Source organism: Bradyrhizobium sp. USDA 376 (genome assembly GCF_054063675.1).
The window spans coordinates 4834999-4854875 of sequence record NZ_JBSSGN010000001.1 but is presented as its reverse complement, the minus strand read 5'-3'; the positions used below and the strand labels follow the sequence as shown (position 1 = coordinate 4854875).

Genomic DNA, 19877 nt, shown 5'->3' with positions numbered 1-19877 from the left:
GATGAATCTGACCCGGCTCATTCGGCGACAATTGGTCTCGCTGTCCGGCGTCGGCCTGATGCTGGGCGCCCTGTTCTTCGCGGCCGCGCTGACGCCGACGCTGGTGCCGCGGAGCTATCTCACGCAAGGCGCCCTTGCCGGCACCTGCTTTGCGATCGGTTACCTCGCCGGCAACCTTTGGCGCTGGCTGTGGCACTATCTCGAGCTGCCCGAGCCCTCGACACGCCTGCGCTCGCAGGCCAATGCGCTGGTCGCGGCGGGCTGCCTGGTCGTCGTCGTCATCTATCTGTGGCGCGCCGCCGAATGGCAGAACTCGATCCGCGCTGTGATGAAGATGCCGCCGGTCGAAACCGCGCATCCGCTCAAGGTCTGCGCCATCGCCCTCGTCACCTTCGCCGCATTGCTGCTGCTGGGGCGGCTGTTCGCGCTCGTATCGCGATTCCTCGCCTGGCACGCGAAGCGTATCATTCCACGCAAGGTCGCGAACGTCATTGGCGTGGTGGTTGCGGGCCTGCTGTTCTGGTCGATTGCCAGCAATGTCCTGATCAGCACGGCGTTTCGCGCGCTCGATTCGTCCTTCCGTGAACTCGACGCCCTGCACGAGCCCGAACGGCCGCAGCCGACCGCGCCGGATCGCACGGGAAGTCCGGCGTCGCTGGTGAAGTGGACGGAGCTCGGACGCACGGGCCGCCGGTTCATTGCCTCGGGTCCGACCGCAGCGGACATCGGCGCCGTCACGGGCCGGGCCGCACGTGACCCCGTGCGCGTCTACGTGGGCCTCGCCGGCGGAGGCACGGCGCAGGCGCGCGCCAGGCTTGCACTCGAGGAGCTCAAGCGGCAGCGCGGCTTTGAACGCAAGATCCTGATCGTGATCACGCCGACCGGGACCGGCTGGGTCGATCCGTCCGCGATGGATACGGTCGAATACCTCCACCACGGCGACGTCGCGAGCGTGGCGATGCAATATTCCTATCTCAACAGCCCGCTGTCGCTGCTGTTTCAGCCTGAATACGGCGCAGAGGCCGCGCGCGCCCTGTTCGCGGAAATCTACGGCTACTGGACGACACTGCCGAAGGACCGGCGGCCGAAGCTGTACCTCCACGGCCTCAGCCTTGGCGCCATGAACTCCGAAAAATCAGCAGAACTGTTCGAGACGATCGGCGATCCCATTGCCGGCGCGCTATGGAGCGGGGCACCGTTCGAGAGCCGCATCTGGCGCTCGGTCACCGCGAACCGCAATCCTGGCTCGCCGGCGTGGCTGCCGGAATTCCGCGACAGCCGCTTCGTACGCTTCATGAACCAGAACGGGCCGACGGTGCCGCCGGATACGCCCTGGGGCCCGATGCGCGTCGTCTACCTGCAATATGCCAGCGACGCGATCACGTTCTTCGCCTATCGCGATGCCTTTCAGGCCCCGGCCTGGATGAGCGCACCGCGCGGGCCGGACGTCTCGCCGGAGCTGCGATGGTATCCGATCGTGACGATGATGCAGCTCGCCCTCGACATGGCGGTCGCGACCAATACCCCGATGGGCTTTGGCCATGTCTACGCGCCCGAGCACTACGCTGATGCCTGGGTCGCGGTCACCAATGTCCATGATTGGTCTGCTGAAGCACTGGCGCGGCTCAAGGAACAGCTCGCGGCGAAAGCGCGGAAGACGGGCAATGCCGACGACGATCCCGATCGCGGCGGCTAACCCCTACTCGGCCATCTCCACCTGCTGCGTGACGGTCGGACCGGCCAGCGGCCGCTCCTCCATCATGATCAGGCAGAGCGCGGCGCCGGTCATCAGCGCCGTGGCGGCGCCGAAGACGTAGCGGAATGCATGCCGCATGTCCTCGGTGGGGATCGCAGGGATGCCGCCTGCGACATGATGCTCGCCGGCGAGCGGAATGTCGGCGCCGAGCGCGATCAGCAGGATCGCTGCGAAGGCTGCGACCGTGAACGAGGACATCAGCGAGCGGAAGAAGTTCAGCGCGCCGGTGATGGTGCCGACTTGCGGCCGCGGGACCGAATTCTGCAGCGAGACCACGCAGACCGGGAAGGTCGTGCCGAGGCCGAGCGCAAACGCGGCCATCAGCGTCAGCAGCCCCCAGAGCGGCAAGGTCGTGAATGTGAGGCCGAGGCCGCACAGCGCGGCCCAGGACGTGCCGACGATGGCGACGCGCTTGTAGTGCTTGGCGCGCGCCATGGTGCGGCCGGCGATCGCCGCACCGCAGGTCGAGACCGCCGCGAGCGGGATCAGCGCAAGCCCCGCCTCGCTGGCGCTGAGATGGTAGACCGACTCGTAATAGAGCGGGAGCTGCACGGTAAGACCCGTGATCGCCCCGAGCGCGCAGCCGCCGGCCGTCAGGCCGAACGGTGCGACCCTTCCGCCAAGCATCGGCAGCGGCAGGAACGGCTCGTCCGCGCGGCGTGCATGCCAGACGAAGGTGACGGCGAGCGCGACGGCGCCTCCGACCATCGCGAGCACGGTCGGCGACAGCCAGGGATAGCGCGTGCCGCCCCAGGTCAGCACCAGCATGAAGACGACGGCGGAGGCCATCAGCAGCACGCCGCCGAGCCAGTCGACCTTGCGCTTGCGGTGGAACACCGGGATCTTCTTCATCTTCGGCAGCAGCAGCGCAAGGGCCGCGGCCGTGAGCGGCAGGTTGATCCAGAAGATCATCGACCAGTGCAGATGCTCGGCGAACACGCCGCCGATCACAGGGCCGAGGATGCCGCCGACCATCCAGACGCTGGAGAAATAGGCCTGGTACTGGCCGCGCTCGCGCGGGCTCACGACGTCGGAGATCACCGTCTGCACGACAGGCATGATGCCGCCGCCGCCAAGGCCCTGCAGGCCGCGCGCGAGGATCAGCATCGGCATGTTCGGCGCGATCGCGCACAGGATCGAGCCGGCCACGAACAGGCTGAGCGAGGTGATGATCATGGCCTTGCGGCCGTAGATGTCGCTGAGCGTGCCGAACACCGGCGCGACCGCGGTCGAGGCGAGCAAATAGGCGGTGATGACCCAGGACAGGTTGGAGACGTCCTGGAACTGACGCCCGATGGTCGGCAGCGCGGTCGCCACGATGGTCTGGTCGAGGGCTGCCAGGAACATCGTCAGCATCAGGCTGATGACGATGGTGCGGACCTCGTCGGAGCTCAGCGGTACCGGCGGCGCGATGGACGGCGCATCATCGACGCTGATGACCTCGCTCGGAAGGCGGGACAGCTCTTCGGCAATGTCGTCGGGCAATGCCTGGATGTCGGCAGAACTGCTCTGCCGGTCGAACTTGTTCATCTCGATCGGACGCATGAGGCGGCGCAACGCCGCGAAGGATTCATTCTATGCAGCCCAATGTAGACAGCAAAGTTCTTCCCGGGCAGGCACCGCGGCGCATGGGTGCATCCCATCGCCGGGTCATCCCGAACACGTGATGAGGCCTGCGCGGATCAGTCCTTCGGGCGTCGCTTCAGGCGTGCCCGTTTCGGCAGCATGGCCGGCCATTGCACGATGTGATCCTCGAGGTCCTCGTCCGGGACCTCCTCCTCACTGCCCTCGACCCGGCCGCGTACGGAGACGCCGGCTTCATGGACGGTGTTGGGATCACCGGAGACCAGCGGATGCCACCAATAGAGGTCGCGCCCCTCGGCGACGAGCTTGTAGCCGCAGCTCGGCGGCAGCCAGTTCAGGGTGCGGACATTGGCCGGGGTCAGGCGGACGCAGTCCGGAACCTTGTCGGAGCGATTCGGATAGTCCTTGCAGGCGCAGGTCGCACCATCGAGCAGCTTGCAGCCGATATGGGTGAAATAGATCTGCCCGGTATCCTCGTCCTCGAGCTTGTTCAGGCAGCAGCGCCCGCAGCCGTCGCACAGGCTCTCCCATTCCTCCCCAGACATCTCTTCCAACGTCTTGGTTTTCCAGAAGAATCCTTCCTGGCCGGAAGGTCGTTTGGGAGCTGCGGTCATGCGCCTCAACAAGATTCGAAAGAGCTACGGCTAACCCATCTAGGCCGTGCGGCCGTCACGCTGCAAGCAACGCCCCCGGAACGCCCGTAATGAACCGGGGTTCGATTAGGCCTGTTGTTCAAAATCGTGAGCCTGACCATTGGTTTATGGGCCCTGCTCGGTTAGAAGGAACACAGAGTCCCCAGAGGACGCGAACCGGGCGCCTTGGGTTTGCCGCAACATTCCCTCAAGACGTCTCGATGCCGCCCCCGGCCGGGTGCTTGAACGCTTTCGAACCAAGCCTCAAGGGTTCTAGGTGCGCCAGATCATACCACCGCATTGGAAGCAAAAGGTCCGGAATTTCTTCCTGGACCTCGATGCGCGCATCGACTCCTCCCTGTTCTCCTCGGCCAAGGGCATCCGCGAGCTCTACGAGCGCTACTCGACCTTCATGGACCGCTTCTATGTCGGGCGGTGGAAGCGCTGGGTGTTCATCGAGCCGCTGTCGGAGGCGGCAACGCTCGGGCTCGGCGGCCTGGTCGTGATGCTCACGCTCGCCATCCCCGCCTTCCGCGAGACCGCGGACGAGGACTGGCTGAAGAAGTCCGATCTCGCGGTGAGCTTCCTCGATCGCTACGGCAACCCGATCGGCAGCCGCGGCATCAAGCACAACGACTCCATCCCGCTGGAAGATTTCCCCGACGTCCTGATCAAGGCGACGCTGGCGACCGAAGACCGCCGCTTCTACGAGCATTTCGGCATCGACATCGCCGGCACCGCGCGCGCGCTCGTCACCAACGCGCAAGCCGGCGGCGTCCGCCAGGGCGGCTCCTCGATCACCCAGCAGCTCGCGAAAAACCTGTTCCTGAGCAACGAGCGCACCATCGAGCGCAAGGTCAACGAGGCCTTCCTCGCGATCTGGCTGGAATGGCGCCTGACCAAGAACGAGATCCTCAAGCTGTATCTCGACCGCGCCTATATGGGCGGCGGCACTTTTGGCGTCGACGGCGCAGCCCACTTCTATTTCAACAAGTCGGCACGCGACGTGACGCTGGCGGAAGCGGCGATGCTCGCCGGCCTGTTCAAGGCCCCGACCAAGTACGCCCCCCACATCAACCTGCCCGCCGCCCGCGCGCGCGCCAACGTCGTGCTCGACAACCTCGTCGATGCCGGCTTCATGACCGAGGGCCAGGTGTTCGGCGCCCGCCGTAACCCCGCCTTCGCCGTCGACCGCCGCGACGAGGCTTCGCCGAACTATTATCTCGACTACGCCTTCGACGAGATGCGCAAGCTGGTCGACACCTTCCCGAAATCCTACGTCGAGCGCGTCTTCGTGGTACGCCTCGCCATCGACGCCAACGTGCAGAAGGCGGCGGAGGACGCGGTCGAGAACCAGCTGCGCCAGTTCGGCCGCGACTATCACGCGACGCAGGCGGCGACCGTCGTCGCCGATCTCGACGGCGGCATCCGCGCCATGGTCGGCGGCCGCGATTATGGCGCCAGCCAGTTCAACCGCGCCACCGACGCCTATCGCCAGCCCGGCTCCTCGTTCAAGCCCTACGTCTACACCACGGCCCTCCTCAACGGCTTCACGCCGAACTCGATCGTGGTCGACGGCCCGGTCTGCATCGGCAATTGGTGCCCGCAGAACTATGGCCATTCCTATTCCGGCTCGGTGACGCTGACGCAGGCGATCACACGCTCGATCAACGTGGTGCCGGTCAAGCTGTCGATCGCGATCGGCCAGAAGGAACAGCCGAAGGCGCCGAACCCGGCCAAGATCGGCCGCGCCAAGATCGTCGAGGTCGCGCGCCGCTTCGGCCTCAAGGCGCCGCTGCCCGATACGCCCTCGCTGCCGATCGGCTCGGACGAAGTCACCGTGCTCGAGCACGCCGTCGCCTACGCGACGTTCCCGAACCGCGGCAAGTCGGTGACGCCGCATTCGGTGCTGGAGGTGCGCACCGGCGCCGGCGACCTGGTCTGGCGCTGGGACCGCGACGGGCCGAAGCCGAAGCAGGCCATTCCGCCGAACATCGCCGCCGACATGGCGGGCATGATGAGCCACGTCGTCAGCGAAGGCACCGCGCGCCGCGCCGCGCTCGACGGCATTCCGACCGCGGGCAAGACCGGCACGACCAATGCGTATCGCGACGCCTGGTTCGTCGGCTACACCGGCAATTTCACCTGCGCGGTCTGGTACGGCAACGACGACTACTCGCCGACCAACCGCATGACCGGCGGCTCGCTGCCGGCGCAGACCTGGCACGACATCATGGTCGCCGCGCATCAGGGCGTCGAGGTCAGGGAAATTCCCGGCATCGGCATGGGCCAGAAGCTGCCGCCGCAGCCGAAGGACGCGAACGCGCAGGCCAGCGCGGCGCCAAAAGTGCTGGAGACCAAGCCCGGCCCGCCGCCGGTGCTGACCAAGCGTGGCGCCGACGTTCTGGTGCGCGTCGAGAAGCTGCTCGATGACGCGGCCAAGACGGCGACCAAGTCAACCAGCAACGACACCAAGGCGGCCAAGCCGTCCTCGTCGACGAGCGCGCTCGCCTTCCCGCAGAACTATGCGGAAGAGAATGCGAACGCATCCGCCCCGCGCAAGAACTGATCGAAACCCGTGCGGCTGATCCTGATCACATTGACGGCCCTTCTGCTCGCGACCGTGGTCGGCGTCGGCGCCACCTGGATGACGACGACGCGCGGCACCGAGATCGGCGCGCTGACCATCGGCGCCTGGACCGCGCGCCCGCGCACCGGCACCGCCGACGTCGATCCCTATTCGCGTGCCACCATCGTGCGCAACGGCGAGCTGCCGATCGGCACCGGCGACGGCGTCGCCTTCACCGCCACCGCCGACGACAAGAAGAAGGCGCTCGACGGCCGCTGCGACGTCGTCGTCTCCGGCGTGACGCCTCCGGCGCGGTTCTGGACTCTGACGCTGTACGACCGCAAGGGCCATCTCGTCGCCAACTCGCTTGCCCGCTACGGCTTCACCAGCCAGGAGATCGTGCGGCAGTCCGACGGCACGTTCGAGATCCGCATCGCCTCGCGCTCGCGCGCCGGCAACTGGCTGCCCACCGGCGGCATCGAGCGCTACGCCTTGATGCTGCGCCTCTACGACACTCCTGTCGGCGTCGCCACGCGCACCCAGCGCGATGCGCCGATGCCCACCATCTCGACGGTGGGCTGCTCATGATCCGCCTCGCCTTCACCATCGTTGCCGGCGTGGTGCTGGGCCTCGTGGTCCATCTCGTCAGCGTGCTGGCGCTGCCGCGGATCGCGACGCAGGACGCCTATTCGCGGCTGACGCCGATGACCAAGCTCAACGGCGTGACGCAGCTGCCCCTCGCCGATCCGCAGACCTCGCCGATGCCGTTCATGGACCCGGCCTTTGCGCTCGCGATCTGCCGCTATGATCTCTCGGGCGGCCCTATCAAGCTGACGGTGCCGGTGAGCCAGGCCTACACCTCGGTGTCGTTCTACACCCGCAACGAGATCGCCTATTACGCCATCAACGACCGCTCGGCGGGCCGCAAGGTGATCGAGCTCGACCTGATGACGGAAGCGCAGCACAACGAGCTGCCGGAGGACGAAGAGGTGACCGCGGCCGACCGCCTGATCATCGACTCCCCCAGCACCACCGGTCTGATCGTGATGAAGGCGCTCGCCGCCGAGCCCGGCCTGATGCCGCAGGCGCAGGCGACGCTTCAAGCTGCGAGCTGCGGCCCGCAGACCGAGCAACCCGCCAAGGCCGAGGCGCCCCGCGGTCGGCGCTGAGCGCGGCCGTTTCGGCGGCGCCAAACAAAAAGTTGCGAAAACAACCCCATGCACAGTAGCGGGGGCATTGAAATCATTGAGCTCTTCGGGGCGGTGATGATGAGGCTGCCGGCGGCACGCGCGCGGCTTTGACTCGTCGGGCAAAACACTGGCAGAATGGCATCATCGAGAGTTCGTCACACCCGCGCGGAGCCGTCCGTCGCGGGTGTTTTCATTTGGGAGCACGGAGCGCCATGATCTTTCATCCTGATATCCAGGACGCAGCTCCCCGAGCTTGCTGGTCAACGTCGCCCCCGACCCTGAGCTGCGGACGCCGCCGGATGCGATAGACCGATGCCGGCGGAATATTGAGCGCCGTTCGCCCGACCAGGCTCGCCTTCAGCCCGAGACGGTCAAGGATTGGCCGGGGCACCGGGCAGCGCGGTCCGTAGGTGAACTGGTAGAGCGTGCCGCCTTCCTGCATGTGGCGGAAGGCGCCCGTCAGGATCGCGATCACCTTGCGCGGCGACATCGACAGGAGCGGAAGGCCGCTGACGACGGCCGAGGCCGGCGCCACGAACGGCTCGTACTGGGCGAGCTGGCGCGCATCCATCCAGAGCACGCGCGCTCTCGGGAAGCGCTCCTGCAACAGGCGGACGAAATCCGAACCATATTCGATCAGCAGCAGGTCCCGCTCCGCGACGCCGCGCCGGAGCAGCGCCTTGGTGAAGATGCCGGTGCCCGGCCCCAGCTCGATCACCGGCCCGGTCCCCGGCACGATCTCCTGCGTCATCAGGCGCGCCAGTGACTGGCCCGATGGCGCAATGGCGGAGACTTGCCAGGGATTGGACAGGTACGAGCGGAAGAACTGGAAAAAGTCCGCAACTGCTGTGGCGTTCATCACGATCCTCTTTTCCGTTCGCCGCAGGGGAACGGACGCGTTTTAAGGGCGACGGCTGCGCGACTTACGACGCGATGTCGCGTTGCCGCGACTCGCCCTGAGCGGCGTTGGAAAGGGGCTCCCACGCTTCCCACGTCGCGAGGCGATCGGCATAGGCGGCCCGGGCGCGCGGCAACCCTTCCGTACCGACGAAGAACCGCAATGGCGGATTGTCGGCGTCGACGATCTTCAGGATCGCATCGGCCGTTGCCTCCGGCTCGCCAAAAGCAAGCTTGGCGCCGGCGGCAAACACCTCCGCCCGCGTGTTGCTGTAGGCGTTGATGACCGGTGCGATCCTGAGCGAGGCCGTGCTGGCAAACCCCGTCGCATAGGCGCCAGGCTCAAGCAGCGTCACTTTCAACCCGAAGCCCCTGACCTCCTGTGCCAGGCTTTCATGGAGAGCTTCGATCGCGAATTTCGAGGCGTTGTAGAACCCAGTGATGGGCCCGGCGACAATGCCCGCAACGCTCGACACGCCGATGATGTGGCCGCTGCCCTGCCGTCGCAGCAGGGGAAGCGCGGCCTGGATGACGCGGAGAGTGCCGAAGAAATTGGTGTCGAACTCAGCACGGACGTCGGCCTCATGCGCCTCTTCAATCGCCCCGACCAGCGCGTAGCCTGCGTTGTTGAGCACGACGTCCAGCCGTCCGAAATGGGCGTGAGCCCGGGTCACGGCATTCTGCACCGCGTGGGCATCGGTCACGTCCAGGGCGATCGGCAGCACGGCGTCGCCGTAGGCTTCCGAAAGATCAGCGACGTCAGCCAGGATGCGGGCGGTGGCAGCCACCTTGTCGCCGCGCCTGAGGGCAGCCTCTGCCCAGATGCGGCCAAAGCCGCGGGATGCCCCGGTGATGAACCAGACTTTGCCAGACATGCGATATCCTCGATGAATTGAGTTGGACTTACTCAGCAAGTCCTAACGGTGCAGGTCTGGATCGGCAGTGACGAGGCACGCCAACGAAGTTGCCGCAGGCGCCAAAACGGGAGCAGCAGCCGTCAGAGCCCCGTTCCGATGGAATCGGAACGGGGCTCTGGATTCCTATTTTGACGCGTTTTCTTGACGCGAACCGGTATCCACTTCGCTCGAAAACGCTCTAGTGAATCTTGCTGCCGTGCAGCTCGCGCCAGCGGCTCGGTGTCACGCCTTCCCAGTACCGGAAAGCGCGGTAGAAGGAGCTAGCATCCTGGTAGCCCAGGAGGCATGCGACCTCGTCGATGTCGGCCGTTGGATCCGACAGAAGCTGCCGCCCGAGCTCCTGCCGCGCCTCGACGAGGAGCTCGCGGAAGCTCGCGCCTTCCTCGGTGATGCGGCGCTGAAGGGTCCGCTCGCTCAAACCGAGATCGCGCGCGACGTCGGACAATTCCGGCCGCCCGCTCGCAAGGCTCCGCTTCAGGACGACCTTCACCTGCTCCCTGACGGAGCTGCGCGCTTCCAGCTCGCCCAAGGCTGACGCCAATGCCGGCGTCAGGATTTCGAGCAGTTCCTTGTTGTGGCCGGGAAACGGACGATCGAGGTCAGCGGGTTTCAGCACCAGCAGGTTCCGTGCCGCGCCATAGCGGATTTGGCATTCGAAATATTTGTGGTGGACGTCGCTCTTGGGGCGAGGACGAACCAGCTCCACCCGCTTCGGCGTCAGGTGCTGTCCGGTCCCGCGACGCCCGAGTTCGACCAGTGTCGCGAAGGTCACGTCGGTCGAAATCGCGGGCTCCGGATCGGTTGCGTACGGCCACTCCGCCGTGACCACGCACTCGTCCTTGCCTTCCTCGACGTGCAGCTGCTCGGGCGAGCACAGCCGCTTGAAGCGCGCGATGCGGCGCAATCCGTCGCGATAGTCCCGTGCATAGAACGCAGCGAGGCTCGACGGCGGATGCACCGCCGTCTCGACGCTCTTGACCAGCATCAAGCCGAGCCCTGGCTCCGGCTTCAGCTCCTCGAGCGCTCTCCAGAGCGCAAAGTATTGCACTGTGGTGACCTGCCCCTGATCGTTCAGGTGCAAGGTCGCCGGCAATTTCGCCTGCCGCAACAGCACGGCCGGCGGCACGCCGATATGTTCAACGGCCTGCCAAAAGGCTCGGGGGATCTTGCATCTGTCTGCCGCTGTTCCGCTCATGACCGATCCCTAAAGCATGATCCGGACCCGAAGGGCCGCGTTAGCGCAAAGTGCGAAGCGGTTTTCCGGAAAGATCATGCGCAAACAACAACCTAAAGCGCGATGACAATTCATTCCAATCTCATCGCGCTTTAGCGCATCTGGCTCATGATCACGCGGTCGAACATGCGGTCGCCGAACCATTCGCGAATCTTGATCATCGGCAGGGCATATTTGCCCGCGACGTAGCGCGTGCGCGGCTTCGGCGCCTTCACCGCCCTGGACACGATGTCGGCGATGACGCTCGGATTGGTGCCGCGTCCCTGTCCATAGGCCTCGCGGGTCGCTTTCGCGACGGCCTCCGTCAGTTTGGCGTAAGGACCTCCGCCCGATCGTTTGAGCAGGCCATTGGCAACGACATCGCCAAATCCCGTCTCGATCAGGCCGGGCTCGACGACGACGACCTTGATGCCGAACGGTGCAAGCTCGAGCCGAAGGCAGTCGGACCAACCTTCCAGCGCATGCTTGGTCGCGTGGTACCAGGCGCCCAAAAGTGTGTAGATCTTGCCGCCCATCGAGGTGATGTTGACGATGGTGCCTGCGCGCTTCTCGCGCATTTTCGGCAGCAGGAGCTGCGTCAGGCGGGCGGCGCCGAACAGGTTCACCTCGAACTGGTAACGCGCTTCGTCGATGCCGACGTCCTCGACGGGACCGTAAAGGCCGAAGCCGGCGTTGTTGACGAGCACATCGATGCCGTCCACCTTGCGCAGGATGGCATCGACTGTCGCCGTGATCTCGGCCTCATTCGAAATGTCCATGCGCAGGGACCTCGCCCCGAGCTTGACGAGGTCATCCATCTTGTCGACGTGCCGCGCGGCGACGAAGACCTGAAAGCCGTCCTTGATCAGACGCCTTGCGATTTCCTTGCCCATGCCGGAGGAGGCTCCGGTGACGAGCGCGGTTCTTTTCGATCTGTCGAACATGTCAACCTCTCTTCGTTCCGACCTCTATCGTGCAGCCTCCCCGGTACGAATTGACTGACCAAGCGCGCCAATAGACTTGCACAACGCGCCAATCCTGGCGACCACTCAAGCTGCTGTATTCGCAAGAAAAAAGTGCGGTCCGGGCGACCGCGCTTCGGCAGAGCGGTTCGGGATTGGCGCAAGGCCGTTACCCGCGAACGCGGTGGAATGTGCGGGTTTGTCCCATCGCCGGAAGGCCGAGATACCCTCTCAGATGCATCTTGCCGTCCTTGACGGTGGCCTTGCAGTTGTAGGTGCGCCCCGATGAGGCGTCGTAGATCGAGCCGCCGGTCCACTCGCCATTTTCCCAGTGCAAGCCCGTGATGAAGACGATGTTCTTGAGCGACCGCGAACGCAGCGTGGGGTCAGGGTTCTTCGCATCCTTCTTGAAGGTCAAATTGTCCGCCTCGACGATCTCGTTGCCGTAGAGCATGCGGGCCTGGAATTCGGTCCCGGCCTTGAACATGTCGAGCTTCACGGTGCCGTCGTCCGCCTCCCAGGTCCCGACGATCGCTTCGGGGGCCCGCGCCTCGCCGTGCGCCATCGGTATCAGTCCGATGTTCAGGGTTGCCATCAGCAGGAAGATGGCGGATCGACGGGAAAGACGTGATGTTTGCATGCTGCGTTCCTTGGTTTGCGGATGGGACGAGCGATCGAGGCGCTCGCCGGTCTCGCAAATGTCTCTAGATTTCGGAAACAGCGTTCGCAGCGGCAGAAGGCGCCAGCGGAATTGCGCGGCGCGCCAATCGATGCCGCTGGCCAGCGTCATCGGGTACGGCGCGACTGGTCAGGAAACAGTACCGCGCGCCATCCGCGCCCACAGTAACGCGAACGGCCCGAACATGATTCCAGCCGCGAGGACGATGAACGCCAGCAGCCAGCCGGTCGCGCTCTGCGGGCCGCCGGCTGCATCGAGTGCGGCGCCGGTGCTCCAGGCCCCAAGCGCTGACAGACCGAAGCCGACCGTCGAGTGCAGGGCCAGGGTCGCGCCGCGATGCTCGGATGTCGCCGCGGCCGACATGCCGGCGGTCAACGCACCGGAATCCGCCGGCACGGTCAGTCCATAGAGGAGCAGCAGCAGTGCGAGCAGCCATGCCGGCGCCGTTGCATTGAGCCCGATCACCAGCGCCACGCAGGCTGACGCGATCATCACGAGCGTGATCGCACGATGGCGGCCGAATTTCAGCGCGGCTTCGTTGCCGAGGATGCTCGCGGGCATCGAGATCACCGCAAAACAGAAGCTCAACAGGACGGGACTCAGCCACGACGGCGCGCCTTGATGCGTGACGACGAACGTCCAGAATCCCACCAGCCAGGTGCGGATGCCGTAGAGCTCGAAGCAATGGGCGCCATAGCCGAGGATGTAGCCAAGCGCCTCGCGGTTGGCGAAGACGGGAGCGAAGTTCAGCAGCCGTCCGGCCTTCGGCGCAGGCTGCCTGCGGTCGATCAAGAGACACGCGACCACCATTGCGATCGGGCCGGAGCCGGTGACAAGGAAAGCAGCCCGCCATCCCCAGCTGTCGGCGATCAGTTGCGCGACGAGGAACGAGAGGCCGACACCGACCGAGAAGCTCGACGTGTACAGCGTGACGACCCGCGAGGTATCGCCGGGGGGAAGCCGATCTGTCAGCGCCTTCAGGCCGGGCATGTAGGCGCCGGCAAATCCAAGTCCCGCGAGCGACCAGATCGCGGTCCCCGACCAGAACCCTTGCGCGAAGATGCCGAACGCTGCGGTCGCAAGGCCGCTGATGATCGAGCCCCAGAGCAGGACGAGCCGCGCATCGATCCGGTCGGTCAAGGTCGTCAGCACGGGCACGGCGAGCATGTAGCCGAACGCATAGCCGCTCGCCATCAACCCGCCCTCGGCGGCGGAGAGACCCCACGCCGGCATCAGATGCTGCGCGAGGTTTGCGGACAGCGTGACATGCGGCAGGAGATTGCCGACCTGGCCGATGCACATCACCGCAATCAGGGACCGACCGCTCAGCTTAGGAATTTTGTTCTCCCACCTGGAGGGGCGTCGATGTTGCCTGCTCGCCACGTAACAGCAAGAGCGCAAAGAAGGCCGAGAGCGAAACGAGCGCGCTGATCCACAGCGCGCTGCTGCCGATGTGCTCAACCATCAGCCCCAGCGCGAGCGGCGCGGCGGCACCCGTTACCCTCGAAGGCAACGAGATCATGCCGACGCGCCTGCCGAAACCGGCCGGCCCGAACAGCGCAAGGGGAAGCGTCCCGCGGGCAATGGTGATGATGCCGTTGCCCGCGCCGTACAGCACCGTGAACGTCGTCGCCAGCACGGGGCCGCCCGCGACCAGCGCGACGACACCGATCGGATTCATGAGCATGGCCAGCCTCGCCGAGAGCAGCGGATGAAACCTGGCGAGCCATCCCGCCTCCAGAAGCCGCGCGCCGACCTGTGCAGGCCCAACCAACGCTCCCGCGAGCAAGGCCTGCGCCGGACTAGCACCGAACGCAACCAGCATGGTCGGCAGAATGGCCGAGATTCCCGAGCTGACAAAGCTTGCCGCCGCAAACATGTAGGCCAGCAGCACCATCGCGAAGGTCTCGCTCTGGCGTCCGGATTGCCGGCTCGCGCCCGTGCCCGGTCGAGGCTGCTGGTCCAATGGAACGGCGCGCGGCAGCGAGAGATTGAGCGGCAACGCGAGCGCGATGTGGATTACCGCCCAAACCTGGCAGGCGACGCGCCAGCCGTACTCGGAAGTCAGCCACGTCGTGAGCGGCCAGCCGAGCGTGCTGGCGAAACCGGCGATCAGGGTGATGCCGGTGATGGTTCGCCGCGCATTGGTGCCATAGATTCGCGCAAGCGTTGCGAAGGCCGCCTCATAGAGGCCCATGCCCATGCCGATCCCGAGCAGCACCCAGGCCGCGACCAGCACCGCCGCGCCATGGGCCACGGACAGCAGGAGCAACCCTGCCACAAACACGAGGTTCGAGATCGCGAGCAGACCGCGCCCTCCGAACGTGTCGATGGCATGCCCGACCCGCGGGCCGAGCAGCCCGGAGATGACGAGCGCCCCTGAGAGCGCGCCGAACACGTAGGTCGGCGCAAGACCGAGGTCGCGCGCGATCGGCGCAGCCAGGATGGCAGGAAGATAGTAACTCGACGCCCACGCAATCGTTTGGGCGGTGCCGAGCGCGACGACAATTGCGACCGGACCGGCAGACCGGCCCGCAATAACTTGCGTCATGAACAACCGCACCCCGCAGTGCCCGCCTTCTTCGCCGTCTCGTCGGCGGCACAGCAGGCTGATAACTCCTCCTTCGGCGGTCCGCCGCAGCATCCCGCTGCAGCCCCTGTCTCGACACCACCCCGCGTGCAGACGCCGGTCTCCGGCAGCACGAGCTCCACCCTTGCCGCGGCTTCCTTGTCGCCGGCGAGATCGGCCGCGATCGAGCGGACCTGCTCGTAACCCGTCATCATCAGGAAGGTCGGGGCGCGACCGTACGACTTCATGCCGGCGAGATAGAAGCCCGGCTCATCGTGCGCGAGCTCGCGCGCGCCATGCGGACGCACCGTGCCGCAGCTGTGCTCGTTGGGATCGATCAGCGGGGCCAGGGCGACCGGCGCCTCGATGGCGGGATCGAGCCGCAAGCGCAGCTCGGACAGGAAGGAGAAGTCGGGACGGAAGCCGGTCGATACGATCAATTCGTCTGCGATCACGCTGCGCGCACCGGAACAGGAACCGGCCGCGATCTTGAGACGACCGTCGGAGTCCGAGAGGTGCATGACGCCGAATTCTGTTTCGACCTTGATCTTCCCGGAGGCGACAAGCGCGGCGAAGGTGCTGCCAAGCTCGCCGCGCGCGGCAAGCTTGTCATTTCGGCCGCCGCCAAAAGCTTTCGCAGGATCGGCGCCGCGCAACAGCCAGACGGGTTGCGTGCCCGGCACTTCGTCGGCGAGGTGCGCGAGATCGATGAGCGTACCAATCGCGGAGTGGCCCGCGCCCAAGACCGCAACGGTCTTGCCGGCATATCGGGCGCGGCCCGCTCCCCGCACGTCCGGCATGCCGTAGACGATGTGGTCGGCACATTCGGGCTCGCCGACCGCCGGCAAGCCGTTGCGGCCGGCCGGATTGGGAGAGAACCATGTGCCTGATGTATCGATCACCGCATCCGCATGCAGCACCTCGGGCCCCTTGCCGTTCTGATAACGGATTTCGAACGGCGCCTGCTCCCTGCCCCTGGTCTTCGCCTTGTCGAAGCCGGCACGGCTGATGGCCGTGACGCGGCTCGATGTCCGGACCACCTCGCGCAGCGGCGTTCTCGTCGCGAGCGGCATCAGGTATCGTTCGAGCAGTTCGCCGCCGGTCGGATAGGTCTGCGGGTCCGGCGAATTCCATCCGGTCGGCGCCAACATGCGCGCGGCGGCCTTGTCGACGTTGTACTCCCACGGCGAGAACAGCTGGACGTGCTGCCACTGGCGGATCGCGTGCCCCGCCTCGGGGCCGGCCTCGAGCACGACGGGCGACATTCCGCGCTCGCGCACATGGGCTGCTGCAGCCAGGCCGACAGGCCCGGCCCCGATGATGGCGACCGTCTTAGCGTTCATTCGGATTCTCCCATCCTTCTAGAATCATCGAACAATATCGGCCAAAAAAGATCACGCCGCCGTCTGCGTAGTCTTGCATCCGACTTCGTCTGCGCAGCACTCCGCCGCCAGGAAATCGACCAGACCCTGCATGGCCTCGAAGTTCGCGTGACAGACGAGGGTCGTGGATTCCCTGATCTGACTGACCAGCCCGACCGAGACCAGGGTCTTGATGTGATGCGACAGCGTTGACGCCGGGATCTTCAGCTTTTCCTGCAGGCGGCCGACGGGCATGCCTGAATGCCCGGCCCGGACCAGGGCGCGGTAGATCTGAAGCCGGGTCCGGTTACCCAGAGCTTCCAGGCGTGCTGCTGCATCATCGATTTTCATGGGCGACACCATGCGCAGTTCGCCTCTCCCTGTCAACGATATTTCTAGAATATTCGAAATAAAAGGCGTGTCTTCAGGGCTTGGGCCGGCTTCAACAGCACTTTCCGTTCTGCTGGATCGGTGGACAAGGGACAGAGCCGTAAGAACAATAGACGCAGCAATCGCCACTCCTGGGCTTCAGCCGTGTCCCGCACCCTCTGCAATCGTAGAAGAACTGACAGGCATCCGTCGGCATGGTTTCGGCTGATGCGTGACGACAGACCGGACACGTGATTATCGATTGCGTTTGCATGGCAAATTTTCCGCGATCGCAAGACACAGCATACTAATCAGTCAGAACAACCGGAGCCAATGGATTGACGTCGCCCCTATAATTCCATAAGTCTGGATATATGGAAACCGAAGAAGCTGTCCTCGCGCTCGCCGCCCTCTCCCAATCGACCCGTCTGGAGGCCTTCCGGACGCTGGTCAGGCACGAGCCCGACGGTCTTGCGGCGGGCGATCTCGCGCGCCAGCTGGAAGTCCCGCCGAATACGCTGTCGGCGCATCTGTCGATCCTGACCCGCGCGCGCCTCGTCACCTCCGAGCGGCGCAGCCGCTCGATCGTCTATCGCGCCAACCTCAGCGAATTCCGCGACGTCGCCGTTTTCCTGCTGCGCGATTGCTGTGGCGGCCGGCCTGAGGTTTGCGAGCCGGTGGTCGACAGCCTCCAAGCCTGCTGCTCTCCAAAGCGAAAGGGGAAAGTCCGTGCCTGACCAGATGTACAACGTGCTGTTCCTCTGCACCGGCAATTCGGCGCGCTCGATCCTCGCCGAGTCGATCCTTCGCAAGGACGGCGCCGGCCGCTTCCGATCCTTCTCCGCCGGCAGCACCCCGAAAGGCGCGGTCCACCCGCTGGCACTGCGTACGCTGGAAAGCATGGACTACCCCGCCGACGGGATGCGCTCGAAGAGCTGGCTGGAGTTCGCCGCTCCCGATGCGCCGGTGATGGATTTCGTCTTCACCGTTTGCGACAACGCCGCCGGCGAGGCCTGCCCGATCTGGCCGGGACAACCGATGACCGCGCATTGGGGGATCGAGGATCCCGCCTCTGCCGAAGGCACCGATCTGGAGAAGCAGACGCAGTTCATCACCGCTTTCCGCTACCTCAAGAACCGGATCGACACCTTTGTGAGCCTGCCGCTCCGGAGCATCGACAAGCTGTCCCTCGGCACCAGGCTGCGTGAGATCGGCCGCTCCGAGGGCGCAACGCATCCAGCACCGAAGGCCGGCTGATGGACAATTTCGACCTTTCGCGGCGCCTCGCGGCCGAAGCACTCGGCACCGGCATTCTCGTCGCCACCGTCGTCGGCTCCGGCATCATGGCGGAAACGCTGACCAGGGACGTTGCGCTTGCGCTTCTGTGCAATACCTTGCCGACCGGGGCCATTCTCGTCGTCCTGATCACCGTGCTCGGCCCGATCTCCGGCGCGCATTTCAATCCGGCGGTGACGCTGGTCTTCACCGGCAGGCGCGAGCTGCCGGTGAATGAAGCCGCGCTTTACATTGTCGCGCAGATCGCCGGCGGCATCGCCGGGACGATCGCCGCGCATCTGATGTTCGGTCTGCCCCTGCTCGATCTGTCGACGAAGGTCAGGACCGGCGGGCCACAATGGTTTGCCGAAGCAGTCGCTGCTTTCGGGCTGGTCGCCACCATTCTCGCCGGCATCCGCTTCCAGCGCGCGGCCGTTCCCTGGCTGGTCGGCCTCTACATCACGGCCGCCTATTGGTTCACCGCATCGACGTCGTTTGCAAATCCGGCGGTCGCCATCGCGCGTTCGCTGACGAACACTTTTTCCGGCATTCGCCCGGCCGATCTTCCCGGCTTCATCGTCGCGGAGCTCTGTGGCGCGATCGCCGGCATGCTGCTGATGAACTGGCTGCTCGGACGCGCCCATGTGCGCGGCCCCGGTTGCCACTGTGGAGACCCGATCATGAGCGTCACGATCTATCACAACCCGGATTGCGGAACCTCGCGCAACACGCTTGCGATGATCCGGCAGAGCGGCGTCGAGCCCACCGTGATCGAGTATCTCAAGACGCCGCCGTCGCGCGACACGCTCAAGGACCTGATCGCAGCGATGGGGATATCCGTCCGTGCGTTGCTGCGCGAGAAGGGCACGCCCTACAAGGAGCTCGGCCTCGCCGACCCCAAATGGACCGACGACGAGCTGCTCGATTTCATGATGGGGCACCCCATTCTCATCAACCGTCCGATCGTCGTGACGGCGAAGGGCACCCGGCTGTGCCGGCCCTCGGAGGTCGTCGTCGATCTCCTGGACAATCCCGTCGGCCGCTTCGTGAAAGAGGATGGCGAGGTGGTCGAGGCCAGGTAGGCTCGCGTCGGCCCCGGCCCTTCATTGCGCTCCAGGCCAGACATCGAGCCTAGTGGATGATCTGGCCGAGGAAATCCCTCGCCCGCTCCGTCCTCGGCGCGCGGAAGAAGGTTTCGGGATCGGCTTCCTCGACGATCGAGCCGCGATCCATGAACACCACCCGGTCCGCGATCTCGCGGGCAAAGCCCATCTCGTGGGTGACGCAGACCATGGTCATGCCGTCTTTGGCGAGCTCCACCATGGTGTCGAGCACTTCCTTGACCATCTCCGGGTCGAGCGCGGAGGTCGGCTCGTCGAACAGCATGATCTTCGGCTGCATGCACAAGGCACGCGCGATGGCGACGCGCTGCTGCTGGCCGCCGGAGAGCTGCCCCGGATATTTGTTCGCCTGGTCGTGGATGCTCACCTTGCGCAACAAACCGATCGCACGCTCATGCGCCTCGGCGCGCGACAGGCCCCGCACCTTCATCGGCGCCAGCATGCAGTTCTCGACGACAGAGAGATGCGGAAACAGGTTGAAGCTCTGGAACACCATGCCGACCTCGCGGCGGACGCCGTTGATGTCGTCCATCCGGTTCGTCAGCTCGACACCATCGACGACGATCCGCCCCTCATCGTGCTTCTCGATGTGATTGATGCAGCGGATCAGCGTCGACTTGCCGGAGCCGGACGGACCGCACAGCACGATCTTCTCGCCGGCCGCGACAGTGAGGTTGACGTCATTCAGGGCCGTGAAATGGCCGAACCGCTTCACCAGATTTTCCACGGTGACGATGGACGCATTCCCCGTAGTAAGCTGAAGCATTTTCCTCTCCAAAGAAC

Annotated in this window: 20 protein-coding genes and 1 pseudogene; 8 read left to right on the top strand and 13 right to left on the bottom strand. The window is 65.3% G+C overall.

The annotated features are described in order from the left end of the window. The first annotated feature begins 1 nt into the window (after position 1). Positions 2-1696 (top strand): alpha/beta hydrolase, encoded by a 1695-nt coding sequence (locus ACVJ19_RS22660; RefSeq protein WP_453951203.1) that lies wholly within the window; start codon positions 2-4, stop codon positions 1694-1696. 3 nt (positions 1697-1699) lie between these two features. On the opposite strand, the gene ACVJ19_RS22655 is transcribed toward ACVJ19_RS22660, so the two are convergent. Both ACVJ19_RS22655 and ACVJ19_RS22650 read right to left on the bottom strand, forming a co-directional pair. Further along, a complete protein-coding gene (locus ACVJ19_RS22655) occupies positions 1700-3286 on the bottom strand; it encodes an MDR family MFS transporter (protein ID WP_456739528.1) in 1587 nt (528 codons plus the stop codon). A gap of 152 nt (positions 3287-3438) precedes the next feature. Beyond that, a complete protein-coding gene (locus tag ACVJ19_RS22650; RefSeq protein WP_453951202.1) occupies positions 3439-3954 on the bottom strand; it encodes a YcgN family cysteine cluster protein in 516 nt (171 codons plus the stop codon). A 295-nt stretch (positions 3955-4249) separates the two neighbouring features. Between ACVJ19_RS22650 and ACVJ19_RS22645 the strand changes: the two genes are divergently transcribed. Genes ACVJ19_RS22645 through ACVJ19_RS22635 form a run of 3 tightly spaced genes read left to right on the top strand, consistent with a single transcriptional unit; the run spans position 4250 to position 7710 of the window. Next, positions 4250-6541: a transglycosylase domain-containing protein gene (locus ACVJ19_RS22645; protein ID WP_453951201.1), complete on the top strand. Its 2292-nt coding sequence runs from the start codon at positions 4250-4252 to the stop codon at positions 6539-6541. 9 nt (positions 6542-6550) lie between these two features. Further along, a complete protein-coding gene (locus ACVJ19_RS22640) occupies positions 6551-7129 on the top strand; it encodes a DUF1214 domain-containing protein (RefSeq protein ID WP_453951200.1) in 579 nt (192 codons plus the stop codon). Further along, entirely contained in the window at positions 7126-7710 is a 585-nt protein-coding gene (locus tag ACVJ19_RS22635; RefSeq protein WP_453951199.1) for a DUF1254 domain-containing protein, read from the top strand. Before ACVJ19_RS22640 ends, ACVJ19_RS22635 begins: the two co-directional genes overlap by 4 nt. 241 nt (positions 7711-7951) lie before the next feature. Here the strand turns inward: ACVJ19_RS22635 and ACVJ19_RS22630 are convergent, their stop codons facing one another. The 10 genes from ACVJ19_RS22630 to ACVJ19_RS22585 form a co-directional block, all read right to left on the bottom strand. Next, positions 7952-8590, bottom strand: a complete 639-nt coding sequence (locus tag ACVJ19_RS22630; protein ID WP_453951198.1) for a class I SAM-dependent methyltransferase — start codon at positions 8588-8590, stop codon at positions 7952-7954. A 64-nt stretch (positions 8591-8654) separates the two neighbouring features. Continuing rightward, positions 8655-9503, bottom strand: a complete 849-nt coding sequence (locus tag ACVJ19_RS22625) for an SDR family NAD(P)-dependent oxidoreductase (RefSeq protein WP_453955188.1) — start codon at positions 9501-9503, stop codon at positions 8655-8657. A 220-nt stretch (positions 9504-9723) separates the two neighbouring features. Then, positions 9724-10740 carry an AraC family transcriptional regulator ligand-binding domain-containing protein gene (locus ACVJ19_RS22620; RefSeq protein ID WP_453951197.1) on the bottom strand — a complete coding sequence of 339 codons (1017 nt, stop codon included), beginning with the start codon at positions 10738-10740 and terminating at the stop codon, positions 9724-9726. A gap of 131 nt (positions 10741-10871) precedes the next feature. Further along, positions 10872-11702 (bottom strand): oxidoreductase, encoded by an 831-nt coding sequence (locus tag ACVJ19_RS22615; RefSeq protein WP_453951196.1) that lies wholly within the window; start codon positions 11700-11702, stop codon positions 10872-10874. Positions 11703-11889: 187 nt separating this feature from the next. Then, positions 11890-12510, bottom strand: coding sequence for a DUF2147 domain-containing protein (locus ACVJ19_RS22610; RefSeq protein WP_453951195.1), 621 nt, complete (start codon positions 12508-12510; stop codon positions 11890-11892). Between the two features lie 18 nt (positions 12511-12528). After that, entirely contained in the window at positions 12529-13701 is a 1173-nt protein-coding gene (locus tag ACVJ19_RS22605) for an MFS transporter (RefSeq protein ID WP_453951194.1), read from the bottom strand. Positions 13702-13729: 28 nt separating this feature from the next. Continuing rightward, positions 13730-14950, bottom strand: a complete 1221-nt coding sequence (locus ACVJ19_RS22600) for an MFS transporter (protein WP_453955187.1) — start codon at positions 14948-14950, stop codon at positions 13730-13732. After that, entirely contained in the window at positions 14947-16311 is a 1365-nt protein-coding gene (locus tag ACVJ19_RS22595) for an NAD(P)-binding domain-containing protein (RefSeq protein ID WP_453951193.1), read from the bottom strand. The genes ACVJ19_RS22600 and ACVJ19_RS22595 overlap by 4 nt, the downstream gene beginning before the upstream one ends. Before the next feature lie 51 nt (positions 16312-16362). Continuing rightward, complete coding sequence (locus ACVJ19_RS22590; protein WP_453951192.1) at positions 16363-16680, bottom strand: ArsR/SmtB family transcription factor; 318 nt, start codon at positions 16678-16680, stop codon at positions 16363-16365. Positions 16681-16771: 91 nt separating this feature from the next. After that, entirely contained in the window at positions 16772-16972 is a 201-nt protein-coding gene (locus ACVJ19_RS22585; protein ID WP_453951191.1) for a GDCCVxC domain-containing (seleno)protein, read from the bottom strand. Between the two features lie 100 nt (positions 16973-17072). Here ACVJ19_RS22585 and ACVJ19_RS22580 point away from each other — a divergent pair, with 100 nt between their 5' ends. From ACVJ19_RS22580 to arsC, 4 genes and pseudogenes are all read left to right on the top strand, one after another. Then, positions 17073-17435, top strand: a complete 363-nt coding sequence (locus ACVJ19_RS22580) for an ArsR/SmtB family transcription factor (RefSeq protein ID WP_453951190.1) — start codon at positions 17073-17075, stop codon at positions 17433-17435. After that, positions 17428-17955, top strand: a complete 528-nt coding sequence (locus ACVJ19_RS22575; protein WP_453951189.1) for an arsenate reductase ArsC — start codon at positions 17428-17430, stop codon at positions 17953-17955. The genes ACVJ19_RS22580 and ACVJ19_RS22575 overlap by 8 nt, the downstream gene beginning before the upstream one ends. Further along, a pseudogene (locus ACVJ19_RS22570) lies at positions 17955-18605 on the top strand (aquaporin); the annotation flags it as partial. The gene ACVJ19_RS22575 and the pseudogene ACVJ19_RS22570, both read left to right, overlap by 1 nt. After that, on the top strand, positions 18582-19055 hold the full coding sequence (arsC, locus tag ACVJ19_RS22565) for an arsenate reductase (glutaredoxin) (protein WP_453955186.1): 474 nt from the start codon (positions 18582-18584) through the stop codon (positions 19053-19055). The pseudogene ACVJ19_RS22570 and the gene arsC, both read left to right, overlap by 24 nt. Positions 19056-19104: 49 nt before the next feature. Here arsC and ACVJ19_RS22560 read toward each other — a convergent pair whose 3' ends face one another. Then, the gene (locus ACVJ19_RS22560) at positions 19105-19860 is read right to left on the bottom strand and encodes an amino acid ABC transporter ATP-binding protein (RefSeq protein WP_453951188.1); all 756 of its coding nucleotides are present in this window, start codon (positions 19858-19860) and stop codon (positions 19105-19107) included. Positions 19861-19877 lie beyond the last annotated feature (17 nt).

Coding starts and splice junctions, on each gene's coding strand:
- ACVJ19_RS22660 (WP_453951203.1), top strand. CDS start 2: ATGAATCTGACCCGGCTCATTCGGCGACAATTGGTCTCGCTGTCCGGC.
- ACVJ19_RS22655 (WP_456739528.1), bottom strand. CDS start 3,286: ATGAACAAGTTCGACCGGCAGAGCAGTTCTGCCGACATCCAGGCATTG.
- ACVJ19_RS22650 (WP_453951202.1), bottom strand. CDS start 3,954: ATGACCGCAGCTCCCAAACGACCTTCCGGCCAGGAAGGATTCTTCTGG.
- ACVJ19_RS22635 (WP_453951199.1), top strand. CDS start 7,126: ATGATCCGCCTCGCCTTCACCATCGTTGCCGGCGTGGTGCTGGGCCTC.
- ACVJ19_RS22630 (WP_453951198.1), bottom strand. CDS start 8,590: ATGAACGCCACAGCAGTTGCGGACTTTTTCCAGTTCTTCCGCTCGTAC.
- ACVJ19_RS22625 (WP_453955188.1), bottom strand. CDS start 9,503: ATGTCTGGCAAAGTCTGGTTCATCACCGGGGCATCCCGCGGCTTTGGC.
- ACVJ19_RS22620 (WP_453951197.1), bottom strand. CDS start 10,740: ATGAGCGGAACAGCGGCAGACAGATGCAAGATCCCCCGAGCCTTTTGG.
- ACVJ19_RS22615 (WP_453951196.1), bottom strand. CDS start 11,702: ATGTTCGACAGATCGAAAAGAACCGCGCTCGTCACCGGAGCCTCCTCC.
- ACVJ19_RS22610 (WP_453951195.1), bottom strand. CDS start 12,510: ATGACGCTGGCCAGCGGCATCGATTGGCGCGCCGCGCAATTCCGCTGG.
- ACVJ19_RS22605 (WP_453951194.1), bottom strand. CDS start 13,701: ATGTGCATCGGCCAGGTCGGCAATCTCCTGCCGCATGTCACGCTGTCC.
- ACVJ19_RS22600 (WP_453955187.1), bottom strand. CDS start 14,950: ATGACGCAAGTTATTGCGGGCCGGTCTGCCGGTCCGGTCGCAATTGTC.
- ACVJ19_RS22595 (WP_453951193.1), bottom strand. CDS start 16,311: ATGAACGCTAAGACGGTCGCCATCATCGGGGCCGGGCCTGTCGGCCTG.
- ACVJ19_RS22590 (WP_453951192.1), bottom strand. CDS start 16,680: ATGAAAATCGATGATGCAGCAGCACGCCTGGAAGCTCTGGGTAACCGG.
- ACVJ19_RS22585 (WP_453951191.1), bottom strand. CDS start 16,972: ATGCAAACGCAATCGATAATCACGTGTCCGGTCTGTCGTCACGCATCA.
- ACVJ19_RS22580 (WP_453951190.1), top strand. CDS start 17,073: ATGGAAACCGAAGAAGCTGTCCTCGCGCTCGCCGCCCTCTCCCAATCG.
- arsC (WP_453955186.1), top strand. CDS start 18,582: ATGCTGCTGATGAACTGGCTGCTCGGACGCGCCCATGTGCGCGGCCCC.
- ACVJ19_RS22560 (WP_453951188.1), bottom strand. CDS start 19,860: ATGCTTCAGCTTACTACGGGGAATGCGTCCATCGTCACCGTGGAAAAT.